Genomic DNA, 12792 nt, shown 5'->3' with positions numbered 1-12792 from the left:
ACCCTCCTCTGATTCACCGGCACTAAGGAAACACCATGCCTCTTCTCCACTGGATCGCCCTGCTCCTGCTTGCCCTCGGCTATGCGATCGCCCTGACCTACGGCAGCCTCGGCCTCGCCGCCCTGCCCGCCTTGCTCGCGCTGCTGTGCAGTGCCCTGCTCGTCCGCCGTCCGGTGCGCTGGCAACAAAGCCTCGGCCATCTGCTGTTCATCCTCCTGGGCATCGCCCTGGCGCTGCACTGGCTGCCCGGTTTCCATGGCGCTCGCGTCATCGACAAGGCCGTCCTCAGCGAAGGCGCGGTGCCCTTCTCCATGTACCTGAACCTGGACAAGCCGCTGATCGGCCTGTGGCTGCTGCTGGCCTGCCCTTGGCTGGTAATGCTGCGCGGTCGCGGCCTGGCCATGAGCCTGGCGCTGATCCTTCCCCTTACCCTGCTCGCCTGCCTGGGTGGTGCCTCGGCCCTGGGCCTGGTGGCCTGGGCACCGAAATGGCCGGACCAGGCCTGGCTGTGGCTGGCCAACAACCTGCTGCTGGTGAGCCTGACCGAGGAACTGCTGTTCCGTGGCTACATCCAGGGCGGCCTGCAACGTCTGTTCAAACATGAGGGGCTGGCGCTGCTGGTGGCCGCCCTGTTGTTCGGCCTCGCGCACCTGGCCGGCGGCTGGCAGTGGTTCTACCTGGCCACCCTGGCCGGGGTGGGGTATGGTCTGGCCTATCGCCATGGCGGGCTGGCAGCGGCGGTGCTGTGCCACACCTGCGTCAACCTGGCGCACTTCGCCCTGTTCAGCTACCCGATGCTGGTCCCGAGCTGAACAATCGGTCATGATCAGACCTAAACGTCATCATTTATAAAGAAAACTGCAATATTGAAGGCAATGGCTGCGATCAGGTCGGCTGCGATAGCTCAACCACACTGATGGCACCTTGCCCCAGATCAAGGCAGTCAAATATTCATTCAATAAAACCAGAGGCTTGCCGATACCCGTCGAAAGCCTTGCGGATTGAACAGCCAATGCGTAACAACCAGCCGATTACCCAGAGAGAACGGACTTTCCCTGCCCAGCAGCGGTTGATCTCCACCACCAACGCCAAAGGCGTGATCACTTACTGCAACGATGCCTTCATCGAGATCAGCGGATTCTCCCGCGAGGACCTGATGGGCGCACCGCACAACCTGGTGCGTCACCCCGACGTCCCGTCAGCCGTATTCGCCCATATGTGGCAGACCCTCAAACAGGGCCTGCCGTGGATGGGTATCGTCAAGAACCGCTGCAAGTCGGGCGACCACTACTGGGTCAATGCCTACGTCACACCGATCTTCGACAACAACCAGGTGGTCGGCTACGAGTCGGTGCGGGTCAAGCCCACCGCCGAGCAGATCCGCCGCGCCGAGGCGCTGTACCAGCGCATCAACCAGGGCAAGTCGGCCATCCCGAAACGTGACAAGTGGCTGCCGGTGCTGCAGGACTGGTTGCCGTTCATCCTGATCAGCCAGGTCGGTTTCCTGATCGGCAACTGGCTGGGCCACTCCTGGGGATTCGCCTTGGCCGCCGGCCTGTCGGTGCCGCTGGGCCTGCTCGGCCTGAGCTGGCAGCAACGCGGCCTCAAGCGCCTGCTGCGCCTGGCAGAACAGACCACCTCCGACCCGCTGATCGCGCAGATGTACACCGACAGCCGCGGCGTTCAGGCACGCCTGGAAATGGCCATGCTCAGCCAGGACGCACGGATGAAGACCTGCCTGACCCGCCTGCAGGACAGTGCCGAGCAGCTCAGCGACCAGGCCCGCCAGTCCGACACCCTCGCCCACCAGAGTTCCTCGGGCCTGGAGCGCCAGCGCGTGGAGACCGAGCAGGTGGCCGCCGCCGTCAACCAGATGGCCGCCACCACTCAGGAAGTGGCCAACCATGTTCAGCGCACCGCCGACGCGACGCAGGAGGCCAATCGCCTGACCAGCCAGGGCCGCAATATTGCCGGCGAAACCCGTGACGCCATCGAACGTCTGTCGGCTGCCGTGGGCGAAACCGGGCTGACCGTCACCCAGCTGGCCAAGGACAGCGACGAGATTGGCGGCGTGGTAGATGTGATCAAGGGCATCGCCGACCAGACCAACCTGCTGGCGCTCAACGCTGCCATCGAAGCGGCCCGCGCCGGGGAGATGGGTCGCGGCTTCGCCGTGGTGGCCGATGAGGTCCGCCAGCTGGCCCAGCGAACCGCTGAGTCCACCGGGCAGATCCACACCCTGATCGCCAAGCTGCAACAGACCGCCAACAACGCGGTGCAGACCATGGAATCCGGCCATCGCCAGGCCCAGGAAGGCGTCGAGCGGGTCATGCAGGCCGACCAGGCGTTGGTGGGCATCAGCGATGCCGTGGCCAATATCACCGACATGGCGACGCAGATCGCCGCGGCCACCGAAGAGCAGAGCGCGGTGGCCGAGGAGATCAGTCGCAACATCAGCACCATCGCCGACCTCGCCGACCAGACCGCCGGCCAGGCCCAGCGCTCGGCGCTGCTCAGCGAAGAGCTGACCAGCACTGCGGGGACCCAGTACTCGCTGGTGGAGCGCTTCAACCGCTGATGACAAAAGGCGCCGCTTAAGCGGCGCATCGCCGGCAAGCCGGCTCCCACACTGACCGCGCCGCCCTCAGGCCAAGCGCCATCTCTGTGGTAGCCGACTTGCCGGCGATGCTTTTACCAGTCGAGTGCCAGCCGGCTCTCGAAGTAACGTACCTCACCCGTCAACGGATCCTCGAAACGCAGGCTATGGGCCAGCAGCTTGAGTGGCCGTGCGTAATCATCCTGCTCGTTTACCAGCTGCGGATAGAACGGATCGTTGCAGATCCCCGCCCCGAGCGCCGCCATGTGCACGCGCAACTGGTGAGTCTTGCCGGTGACCGGTGAAAGGCCGTAGCGCCACAGTTCGCCCTGCTTCTCCAGTACGCAGGCATGGGTCTCACTGTTGTTGACCCCTTCGACCTCATGCATGCGGAAGAACGGCTCGCCGTGCACCAGGCGGCTGCGATGCACCAGCGGGTAGTCATGCTGCGGCATCGCCGCGGCAATGGCCTGGTAGTGCTTGTCGATACGCCGCTCGGGAAAAAGGCGCTGATAGGCGCCACGGCTCTGAGGGTTGGCAGAGAACAGCACCAGCCCAGCCGTGTGTCGGTCAATGCGATGCAGCGGCACCAGATGCGGGTTGTCCAGGCGCCGGATCAGCCGGCGCAGCAGCGTCTGCTCGACGTACTCGCCGGTGGGCGTCACAGGCAGGAAATGCGGCTTGTCCGCTACCACCAGGTGCTCATCCACATGCAGGATTTCTTCCTGCACCGGAATCACCCTTTCATTGGGTACTTCACGGAAATAGTGCAGGCGCATGCCCCGACGATAGCGGGTGTCCGCTGCAATCGGCTGGCCCTCGGCATTCAATACCCGCCCTCGGGCGAAGCGGTCGAGCCATTGTTCGCGGCTGATGCCCTTGAAATGCTCGCACAGGCAGTCGAGCACGTTTGCCCAGGGCCCAGGCGGCAGGCATACAGTGCTGGCTTGCTGTTGGGCGGGGTCGAAAGGCGTGGTCATCATCGGGCTCGGTTCTGCGTGGGCGGACATTATCTCCTACCCCCCGCCCCTCAACCAGCCTCGCAGGCCGGCTCGCAGCGCGCCTTCAGCCAACGCAGTACCTGCACCGCGTCCCAGCGACCCGGATCGTAGAGGGCGTAGCTCAGCCCCTGGTAGCCCACGACATCCAGCGGGCGGTGGAAGCCGGCACGCTGGAACAGCGCCTCGATCTCGGCAAAGCAGGTGTTGAAATGGACCTTGCCGAACGGTGTGCGCTCGTCGGTGACGATGCCATCGAGGCGCAGTTCCAGCACCGCCTCGCACACACGCTCGGGCGCCATGTGATTGATGCTGTACTTGAGTTGCTCGACATTGAGCATGACTTACCTCGGGACACTGTATTTATATACAGCATACGAAGCGAAGCGGGTGCCGTCAATGCGCGACTCAGCCGAGGAAGGCCACTATCTGCTCGGCATCGAACGGCCAACCCAGCTCGGCACCGGTATCGCAACGGCGCAATACCGGAATGATCAGCCCATAACGTTCGAACAGCGCCTCACTGTCGGCAATATCGACCAGTTCGACCAGCAAGCCGTGCTCGACGAATGGCATCAGCAACGCTTCGGCCACTTCGCACAGATGGCACCCGAGGGTGCCGAACAATTGGGTTTCAGGCAGCATGCATCTATCCGCAAAATCGCAGGAAGGGATGCTCATTCTAGGTCCGCCTGCGCCTGCGTGCACCTGACCTGCCTCAATCCTGGCTGGTGGCGCCGATGCGATGCACCGCCAGGTCCGCGCCCTGGAACTCCTGTTCATGGTTCAAGCGCAAACCATGCAGCGCCTTGAGCAGACCATACACAGCAAAGCCGCCGATCAGTGCCACCAGCACACCCGCAAGGCTGCCCAGCAGTTGGCTGACCAGGCTGACACCGCCCAGCCCTCCCAGGGCCACCTGCCCGAACACGCCGCAGGCGATGCCACCCCAAACGCCGCACAGGCCGTGCAGCGGCCATACCCCCAGCACGTCGTCGATCTTCCAGCGGTTCTGCGCGGCAGTGAAGCACCAGACGAACAGCCCGCCTGCCACCAGGCCGGTGGCCAGCGCCCCCACAGGGTGCATCAGGTCGGAACCTGCGCACACCGCCACCAGGCCGGCCAGCGGGCCGTTGTGCAGGAAGCCGGGGTCGTTGCGCCCGGCCAGCAATGCCGCCAGGGTGCCCCCGACCATGGCCATCAGCGAATTGATCGCCACCAGCCCGCTCACCCCTTGCAGGGTCTGCGCGCTCATGACATTGAAGCCGAACCAGCCGATGATCAGGATCCACGACCCCAGCGCCAGGAACGGAATGCTCGAGGGGGCGAACGCCACCAGCCGGCCATCGCGATAACGGCCGCGGCGCGCCCCCAGCAGCAACACCGCCACCAGCGCCAGCCAGCCCCCCATGGCGTGCACCACCACGGAGCCGGCAAAGTCGTGGAACGGCGCACCGAAGCGCGTTTGCAACCAAGCCTGCAAGCCGAAGTTGCCGTTCCACACGATGCCTTCGAAAAACGGATAGATGAACGCCACGATCAACGCCGTCGCGCACAGTTGCGGCGCAAAGCGCGCGCGTTCGGCGATGCCGCCGGAAATGATTGCCGGAATCGCCGCGGCGAAGGTCAGCAGGAAGAAGCATTTGACCAGCGCGTAGCCATGGTCGCTGGCCAGCGCCGCCGCCGGCTGCAAGAAGCTCACGCCATAGGCGATCCAGTAACCGACGAAGAAGTACACCAGCGCCGAGATGGCGAAGTCGCTGAGGATCTTCGACAGGGCGTTGACCTGATTCTTGTACCGCACTGTGCCGACTTCGAGAAAGGCGAACCCCGCATGCATGGCCAGGACCAGTATAGCGCCCATGAGGATGAACAAAGTGTTGGAGCCGTGGACCAGGGAGTCCATCGCGCTGTGCGTGTTTTCCATGTAATGGCAGACCTGCAAAAAGGCACCAGGACAGTTCAAGAACCGGCATCCATGCACCGCATCGGTGCCAGGCCGCTGCCCAATTTCGGTGAGCCGGGCGGGGCCTGCGTGGTTTTTTCTTGGGTTTGTCGTGGATTGGGTTAAGGTTTAGCGGTATCTGCAGCAAGGGCGCCTGATGTCGGCGCACGCCTCGGCGGACACGCACCGTTTTTTAGCAAGCGCTGTACCAACACATCCCGCTGAACCTTCCGCGCCACCGCTTACTCGAAATACCACACACATCCACAGGGAGAGGCCCACCTATGGCCAGCAAATCGGCAAAGACTGCACAAGACATACTGATGGCTGACTTCCAGGCCCTGGTCCGCGACACCGAAAAACTGCTGGCCGACACGGCCAACCTGGCCGGCGACCAGGCCGATGAACTGCGCGAGCAGATCCACGATCGCCTGGTCCAGGCTCGTGAAACCCTGCAACTGACCCAGGACTCGGTGCGCGCCCGTGGCCAGGCGGCCCTGGGCAGCGCCGAGCAGTACGTGCAGGAGAACCCGTGGCAGGCTATCGGCATCGCCGCCGGCGTCGGCCTGCTGATCGGCCTGCTGGCCAAGCGCTGAGGAACCTTCATGGACAACGAAGCCATCGGCACGGGCGCCTCCGGCAGGCGCCTGGGCGCGGCCGTGCTGGGCTTGCTGCACAGCCATATCGAGCTGTTCGGTATCGAGTTGCAGGAGCAGAAGGCCCGCACCTTGAGCCTGCTGCTGTTCGCCGGCCTGGCGCTGGTGTTCGCCCTGCTGCTGCTGACCGCCCTGTCGGGGCTGGTGCTGGTGCTGCTGTGGGACAGCTACCGCCTGGCCGGGATCATCGGCCTGTGCGTGTTCTACGGGGTCGCCGCGCTGTACTGCGGCCTGCGCCTGAAGGCCGCGGTGTTCGACGAATCCTCGCCGTTCAATGCCACCCTCGAGGAGTTGGCCAAGGATCGGGAGCGCCTGCTGCCATGAGCCTGCCAGAACTACCCAACACCCGTAACCCACGGGAGCTGCGCAAGGCGCTGCTGCGCCTGCGCATGGAAATGCACCGCCAGGAAATCCGCCACGAATCCGGGCAGTTGCTCGAACCGGTCCGCCGCCTGCGCGGCATGGGCGGCTCGTTCGGTGAAGGCCTGGGGGTCAAGCACGGCTCGCTGTGGGGCATAGGCGCCGTGGTCGCCCTGGGCTTTCTCACCGGCAAGGGCGTGCGCAGCGGCAACCTGACGCGCCTGGTGCGCCTGGGCGCCAGCCTGGCCCCCTTGATCCGCCTGTTCCTCGGCAGCCGCCGCCGCTGAAGCCCGAGCGCGCCCGGCCCTTGCGCGGGCGCGCCGGACACAGGAAGCTATCCCGACTCGACGATGGGAGAAAACGCCTTGGACTGGCAAACCCTGCTGACCCGCGAACGACTGGGCAAGGCCCTCTACAGCCCCGAGGAACTCGGGCGCAGCCCTTTCCACAAGGACCACGACCGCATCATCTTCTCCGGCGCCTTCCGCCGCCTGGGGCGCAAGACCCAGGTGCATCCAGTGTCCAGCAACGACCACATCCACACCCGCCTCACCCACTCCCTGGAAGTCAGCTGCGTCGGCCGCTCGCTGGGCATGCGTGTCGGCGAGACCCTGCGCGGCCAACTGCCGGACTGGTGCGAACCCAGCGACCTGGGAATGATCGTGCAGTCGGCCTGCCTGGCCCACGACATCGGCAACCCGCCGTTCGGCCACTCGGGCGAGGACGCCATTCGTCACTGGTTCCAACAGGCTGCCGGGCGTGGCTGGCTGGACGACATGAGCGACGAGCAGCGCGGCGACTTCCTCAATTTCGAAGGTAACGCCCAAGGGTTTCGTGTCCTCACGCAGCTCGAATACCACCAGTTCGATGGTGGCATGCGCCTGACCTACGCAACCCTCGGTGCCTACCTCAAGTACCCCTGGGCCGCGCGCCACGCCGATGCCCTGGGCTACAAGAAGCACAAGTTCGGCTGCTACCAGAGCGAACTGGGGCTGCTCGAGCAGATCGCCGGCAAGCTCGGCCTGCCCCAGCTCGAACACCAGCGCTGGGCGCGCCATCCCCTGGTGTACCTGATGGAGGCCGCGGACGACATCTGCTATGCCTTGATCGACCTCGAGGACGGCCTGGAGATGGACCTGCTGCAGTATGCCGAAGTCGAGGCGCTGCTGCTGGACCTGGTGGGTGACGACCTGCCGGAAACCTACCGCCTGCTGGGCGCGGGCGAGTCACGCCGGCGCAAGCTGGCGATCCTGCGCGGCAAGGCCATCGAGCACCTGACCAATGCCGCCGCCCAGGCCTTCGTCGAACAACAGCAGGCCCTGCTTGCCGGCCGCCTGGCCGGTGACCTGGTGGAGCACATGCACGGCCCGGCGCAACGCTGCGTGCTCCAGGCCAAGGACATGGCGCGCAAGAAGATCTTCCAGGACAAGCGCAAGACCCTGCACGAGATCGGCGCCTACACGACCCTGGAGATCCTGCTCAACACCTTCTGTGGCGCGGCCCTGGAGCAGCACGGTGGGCGCACGCCATCGTTCAAGAGCCGGCGTGTGCTGGACCTGATCGGCAACAACGCCCCCGACCCGCATGGTTCGCTGCATGGCGCATTCCTGCGCATGATCGACTTCATCGCCGGCATGACCGACAGCTACGCCAGTGAAATGGCCCTGGAAATGACCGGGCGCTCCAGCCCGAAATAGAAAAAACGGGGTGGCAGACGAATGTTTGCCACCCATGTTTAATTTGTATGAAATTTCCTATGATATTTTTTTACAAATAAACTTGCCAGCTTCCCATCCCCGCAAAAGTTATCAACTCCTGATAAAAACCTGCCAACATCTACATCTCTCGTAGCAAAGTTTCGCGAGCGCTGTAAGTTAATTCCTATATCCCGCATTTGGCACCTACTTCCCTGCCCGCCGCCATGCATCTGAGCTAATGTGCCGGCTGCCTTCACCTGCAGCCTGGAATGTTGAATATGCACTCAGTCTTTATTGTTGATGACCATCCCGTTATACGCTTGGCGATACGGATGTTGCTGGAGAACCAGGGATATCGGGTGGTCGGTGAATCGGACAATGGCGTTGACGCCATGCAGCTTATCCGCGAGACCCCGCCGGACCTGGTCATACTGGACATCAGCATCCCCAAGCTCGATGGCCTGGAAATGCTTTCACGCCTGCAGGCCATGGCCATCCAGCTGAAAGTCCTGGTGCTGACCGCGCAATCGCCGGCACTGTTCGCCGTACGCTGCATGCACTCCGGCGCGGCCGGGTACGTGTGCAAGCAGGAAGACCTCAGCGAGCTGCTCAGCGCCATCAAGGCCGTGCTTTCCGGCTATAACTACTTTCCTAGCCAGGCACTCAATCCACCGCCGACAGGCAGCAACCAGGAGCTGGAACTGTTCCGCCAGGTCAACGACCGGGAATTGATGGTCCTGCAACTTTTTGCCCAGGGCCGCAGCAACAAGGAAATTGCCAAGGGCATGTTCCTCAGCAACAAGACCGTCAGCACCTACAAGAAGCGCCTCATGCACAAATTGCGCGCCAGCACATTGGTAGAGTTGATCGACGTCGCCAAGCGCAACGCACTGGTCTGAAATGATGACGTGGAGGTACATCGCTGTATTGCTGCTCTGCCTGGGCACGCCGCTGCAAGGTGGCAGCGTGACCGTCGACCTGGGGCGCACCTACACCTTGCTCAGCCGCTCGGCACCGACGTCGGTCCGGCCGCCCCTGACAGCGGCCCAGCGCGACTGGCTCGCAGAGCGCAAGGAGCTGGTGCTGGGCACCTCGGCGCCCGACTATCCCCCCTTCGATATCGCCACGGGTGGGCGCGAATACCAAGGGTTGACCGCCGACTACGCCGGTTTGATCGGCAGCGCCCTGGGCCTGCCTGTCCGCGTGCAGCGCTTTCCCAGCCGCCCGGCGGCGGTCGCGGCGCTCAAGAGCGGCCATATCGACCTGCTGGGCAGCGCCAACGGCTATGAAGCCGTCACCCAGGGCCTGGCGCTGTCACGCCCCTATGCCATTGACCAACCCGTGCTGGTGACCCGCGAGGACGAAAGTCGCGCGCTGGACACCGGCCTGGCGGGCATGCGCCTGAGCATGCTGTATCACTACCTGCCGCCCGGGGAAATCCACGCCAACTACCCCAAGGCCGAGCTGCTGACCTTCGAGTCATCCACCCAGGCCCTGAATGCGGTAGCCTTCGAACAGGCCGACGTGTTCATCGGCGACACCATCTCCACTCACTACCTGATCAGCCAGGGTCACTTGCCGCATGTGCGCATGGCCAACTTCGGCAAGCACGAGGCCGTAGGCTTCAGCTTTGCCATGCGTGAGGGCGAGCCTATCCTCCAGTCCCTGGTGGATGCCGCGCTTGACGCGCAGTCCAGCGCCACCCGCAACGATATCTTCAAACGCTGGAGCGCCAGCAGCGGCAGCCTGCTGACCGATCGCAAGCTGCAGTTGTCGACACGCGAGGAGCAGTGGCTGAGCCAACACCCGATCATGCGCGTGGTGGTCAACGATACGGCGGCGCCACTGACGTTCTTCGACAGCAATGATCGCCTGCGGGGGATAGTCGCCGACCTGCTTGAGCTCATTCGCCTGCGCACCGGCCTGCGCTTCGAGATCCGCCGCGCCAGTGGCGACGGCGACATGATCGATCAGCTCGAGTCCGGTCGTGCCGATATCATCGCCAGCCTGTCCACCGAGGCACGCCGGGGCAACCCGCTGCAGGTCAGCCGCCCCTATCTGGAGAGCGCCTATGTGCTGGTCACCCATACCGGCACCGGCCAACCCAACAGCCTCAAGCAACTCAAGGGCAAGCGGGTCGCCGTTCCCCGCGACAGCACCGTGGCCGCCCTGCTTGCAGCTCGCCACCCGCGGATCCACCAGGTTGCCACCGAAAGCACCTATTACTCCATGGTGCTGCTCGGCAGCGGCGCGGTGGATGCGGCGATCGCTACCCTGATCGACGCCAACCACATGCTCGCCACCAGCAACGACCTGGTCATCCGCAGCACGGTCGGCACGGAACCCGCGGCCTTTTCCATGGCCACCGCCCCCGACGCCAGTGAGCTGGGTTCGATCCTCGACAAGGCGTTGCTGAGCATCTCGCCAGAAGAACTGGGGGTGATCAACAGCCGCTGGCGCGACCATGGGCTGCGTGACGACGCCTACTGGCGCAACTACCGCCGGGTGATCCTGCAGGTGGTCGGGGTGATCGCGATCCTGCTGGTGCTCGCACTGGTATGGAATGCCCGGCTGCGCCGTCAGATCAAGCAACGTCAGCGGGCCGAACGGGCGCTGAACGACCAGCTGGAATTCATGGGCGCCCTGCTCAACGGCACGCCCCACCCCATGTATGTGCGCGATCGCGAGGGACGCCTGCAAAGCTGCAACGACAGCTATCTGCAAGCCGTCGGTGCCAGCCGCGAACAGGTGCTGGGCAAACGCCTGGAAGACGCCCCCTACAGCGACTGTGACTATACCCAACAGGTGCAGGACGACTACCAGCGGGTGATGGCGCAGGGAACACCCTTGATTCTCGATCGACCCTTGCACCTGAAAGACCGCGACCTGACGATCTATCACTGGATCCTGCCCTACCGCGATTCGGTAGGCGAAATGCAAGGAATCATCGGCGGCTGGATCGACATCAGCGAACGCCGCAACCTGGTCCAGGACCTGCGCCTGGCCAAGCAGCAGGCCGATGACGCCAACCGGGCCAAGAGCACGTTCCTGGCCACCATCAGCCATGAGATCCGTACGCCGATGAACGCCCTCATCGGCATGCTGGAGCTGGCCTTGAAGCACGCCGAGCAGGGCAAACTGGACCGCCCCGCGCTGGAAGTCGCCCACCATTCGGCCAACGATCTGCTGGGCTTGATCGGCGACATCCTGGATATCGCCCGGATCGAATCCGGGCAAATGTCCCTGGCCCCCGAACCCGTCGACCTCGCGGCGCTGGTCGAGTCGGTCGGGCGGATTTTCGACGGCCTCGCCCGCCACAAGGGTTTGGTACTGGATGTGGTGATTGCCCGCGAGGCCCGCTGCCATGCGCTGCTCGACCCGCTGCGCTTCAAGCAGGTCCTGTCGAATCTGGTCAGCAATGCGATCAAGTTCACCGAACAGGGGCAGGTGCGCATCACCGTCAAGCTGCGCAACGACGGCGAACCGGCGTTGCCGGCACTTGACCTGGAGGTTCGCGACAGCGGTATCGGAATTCACGAGCACGACCTGCAGCGCCTGTTCTCCCCCTTCGTACAGGCCAACCCCTACAGCGACGGCGCACGGGCCGGCACCGGCCTTGGGCTGGTGATCAGCCGCGACCTGTGCGCGATGATGGGCGGCGAACTGACCCTGCAGAGCCTGCAAGGTGTCGGCACCCGCGTGCGCCTGGTGATGCCGCTGCAGTGCGTCGAGCCGGTCGCGGCCCCGCCGCGGCCAATGGCGCAATTCCTGCCGCCGAACAAGCAACTGCGCATTCTGGTGATCGACGACCACCCGGCCAACCTGCTGTTGATGGCCCAGCAGCTGAATTACATGGGGTTGAACCAGCAAAGCGCCGAGGAGGGCGGCGAAGGACTGCGTAAATGGCGTGAGGGCTGTTTCGATGTACTGATCGTGGACTGCAACATGCCACAGATGAATGGCTACGAACTGGCTCGGACCGTGCGCACGGAGGAACGCCTGCACGGCCGACCGCGCTGCACCATTCTCGGCTATACCGCCAACGCCCAACCCGAAGTTCGCCAGCAGTGCCTGGACGCCGGCATGGATGACTGCCTGCTCAAACCCATCGGCTTGCAGGTGCTGGGGCAACGCCTGAGCGCCATCACACCCATTGCCCGGCGGTGTGACAGCCACCCTGGCCCGGCACCACGCTTCGATCTCAAAGGCCTGTCCACGATCGTTGGCGACAACCTCGCCGACCGCGACCGCATCCTCGAAACCCTGCTCCTGAGCCTGCGCCAGGACCTGAAGATTCTGATGGCCATTGATCCGCGGCACGAAGGTGACGAGCTGGCGCTGCAGGCACACAAGATCCTCAGCGCGGGACGGATGCTGAATGCGCGGGCGTTGATCGAGGCTTGCCAGGCACTGGAGGGAACGGACGTACCCCAGGCCGAACTGCTAAGGCGCCGTCAGGCGTTGGCACGGCATATGCGCCGCGTCGAGAAAGCCCTGGCCAGGCAGCTGGGGCACCTGGCCGAGGCGGGATGAGGGCGGT

General features: G+C 64.2%; 12 protein-coding genes. 8 read left to right on the top strand and 4 right to left on the bottom strand.

Features of this window, described 5'->3' with window-relative positions; translation table 11 throughout:
* The first annotated feature begins 35 nt into the window (after positions 1–35).
* Both AC3WL2_RS13515 and AC3WL2_RS13510 read left to right on the top strand, forming a co-directional pair.
* Positions 36–812 carry a CPBP family intramembrane glutamic endopeptidase gene (locus tag AC3WL2_RS13515; protein ID WP_102683132.1) on the top strand — a complete coding sequence of 259 codons (777 nt, stop codon included), beginning with the start codon at positions 36–38 and terminating at the stop codon, positions 810–812.
* Between the two features lie 200 nt (positions 813–1012).
* A complete protein-coding gene (locus AC3WL2_RS13510; protein ID WP_102683131.1) occupies positions 1013–2578 on the top strand; it encodes a methyl-accepting chemotaxis protein in 1566 nt (521 codons plus the stop codon).
* A gap of 113 nt (positions 2579–2691) precedes the next feature.
* Here the strand turns inward: AC3WL2_RS13510 and AC3WL2_RS13505 are convergent, their stop codons facing one another.
* The 4 genes from AC3WL2_RS13505 to AC3WL2_RS13490 all read right to left on the bottom strand — a co-directional run bounded on the left by AC3WL2_RS13505 (position 2692) and on the right by AC3WL2_RS13490 (position 5521).
* Positions 2692–3576, bottom strand: coding sequence for a pseudouridine synthase (locus AC3WL2_RS13505; protein WP_102683165.1), 885 nt, complete (start codon positions 3574–3576; stop codon positions 2692–2694).
* Positions 3577–3626: 50 nt separating this feature from the next.
* Positions 3627–3935: a hypothetical protein gene (locus tag AC3WL2_RS13500; RefSeq protein WP_046856421.1), complete on the bottom strand. Its 309-nt coding sequence runs from the start codon at positions 3933–3935 to the stop codon at positions 3627–3629.
* A 67-nt stretch (positions 3936–4002) separates the two neighbouring features.
* The gene (locus tag AC3WL2_RS13495; protein WP_102683130.1) at positions 4003–4239 is read right to left on the bottom strand and encodes a glutaredoxin family protein; all 237 of its coding nucleotides are present in this window, start codon (positions 4237–4239) and stop codon (positions 4003–4005) included.
* Between the two features lie 73 nt (positions 4240–4312).
* The gene (locus tag AC3WL2_RS13490) at positions 4313–5521 is read right to left on the bottom strand and encodes an ammonium transporter (protein ID WP_102683129.1); all 1209 of its coding nucleotides are present in this window, start codon (positions 5519–5521) and stop codon (positions 4313–4315) included.
* A 302-nt stretch (positions 5522–5823) separates the two neighbouring features.
* On the opposite strand from AC3WL2_RS13490, the gene AC3WL2_RS13485 reads away from it, so the two are divergent.
* The 6 genes from AC3WL2_RS13485 to AC3WL2_RS13460 all read left to right on the top strand — a co-directional run bounded on the left by AC3WL2_RS13485 (position 5824) and on the right by AC3WL2_RS13460 (position 12785).
* Positions 5824–6135, top strand: coding sequence for an ElaB/YgaM/YqjD family protein (locus tag AC3WL2_RS13485; protein ID WP_023631678.1), 312 nt, complete (start codon positions 5824–5826; stop codon positions 6133–6135).
* Between the two features lie 9 nt (positions 6136–6144).
* On the top strand, positions 6145–6519 hold the full coding sequence (locus tag AC3WL2_RS13480; RefSeq protein WP_102683128.1) for a phage holin family protein: 375 nt from the start codon (positions 6145–6147) through the stop codon (positions 6517–6519).
* Positions 6516–6842, top strand: coding sequence for a hypothetical protein (locus tag AC3WL2_RS13475; protein WP_102683127.1), 327 nt, complete (start codon positions 6516–6518; stop codon positions 6840–6842). The genes AC3WL2_RS13480 and AC3WL2_RS13475 overlap by 4 nt, the downstream gene beginning before the upstream one ends.
* 78 nt (positions 6843–6920) lie before the next feature.
* Entirely contained in the window at positions 6921–8252 is a 1332-nt protein-coding gene (locus tag AC3WL2_RS13470; protein WP_102683164.1) for a deoxyguanosinetriphosphate triphosphohydrolase, read from the top strand.
* 278 nt (positions 8253–8530) lie between these two features.
* Positions 8531–9151, top strand: a complete 621-nt coding sequence (locus AC3WL2_RS13465; protein WP_102683126.1) for a response regulator transcription factor — start codon at positions 8531–8533, stop codon at positions 9149–9151.
* A 1-nt stretch (position 9152) separates the two neighbouring features.
* On the top strand, positions 9153–12785 hold the full coding sequence (locus AC3WL2_RS13460; RefSeq protein ID WP_102683125.1) for a transporter substrate-binding domain-containing protein: 3633 nt from the start codon (positions 9153–9155) through the stop codon (positions 12783–12785).
* Positions 12786–12792: the final 7 nt, after the last annotated feature.

It is taken from the genome of Pseudomonas sp. FW305-96 (genome assembly GCF_058783825.1).
The sequence above is the reverse complement of the archived record's forward strand: the minus strand, read 5'-3'. Positions and strand labels throughout refer to the sequence as shown.

Bases quoted from the DNA above. Each gene is read 5' to 3' on its own strand.
- AC3WL2_RS13515 (WP_102683132.1), top strand. From the start codon at position 36: ATGCCTCTTCTCCACTGGATCGCCCTGCTCCTGCTTGCCCTCGGCTAT.
- AC3WL2_RS13500 (WP_046856421.1), bottom strand. From the start codon at position 3,935: ATGCTCAATGTCGAGCAACTCAAGTACAGCATCAATCACATGGCGCCC.
- AC3WL2_RS13485 (WP_023631678.1), top strand. From the start codon at position 5,824: ATGGCCAGCAAATCGGCAAAGACTGCACAAGACATACTGATGGCTGAC.
- AC3WL2_RS13510 (WP_102683131.1), top strand. From the start codon at position 1,013: ATGCGTAACAACCAGCCGATTACCCAGAGAGAACGGACTTTCCCTGCC.
- AC3WL2_RS13475 (WP_102683127.1), top strand. From the start codon at position 6,516: ATGAGCCTGCCAGAACTACCCAACACCCGTAACCCACGGGAGCTGCGC.
- AC3WL2_RS13480 (WP_102683128.1), top strand. From the start codon at position 6,145: ATGGACAACGAAGCCATCGGCACGGGCGCCTCCGGCAGGCGCCTGGGC.
- AC3WL2_RS13505 (WP_102683165.1), bottom strand. From the start codon at position 3,576: ATGACCACGCCTTTCGACCCCGCCCAACAGCAAGCCAGCACTGTATGC.
- AC3WL2_RS13465 (WP_102683126.1), top strand. From the start codon at position 8,531: ATGCACTCAGTCTTTATTGTTGATGACCATCCCGTTATACGCTTGGCG.
- AC3WL2_RS13490 (WP_102683129.1), bottom strand. From the start codon at position 5,521: ATGGAAAACACGCACAGCGCGATGGACTCCCTGGTCCACGGCTCCAAC.
- AC3WL2_RS13460 (WP_102683125.1), top strand. From the start codon at position 9,153: ATGATGACGTGGAGGTACATCGCTGTATTGCTGCTCTGCCTGGGCACG.
- AC3WL2_RS13495 (WP_102683130.1), bottom strand. From the start codon at position 4,239: ATGCTGCCTGAAACCCAATTGTTCGGCACCCTCGGGTGCCATCTGTGC.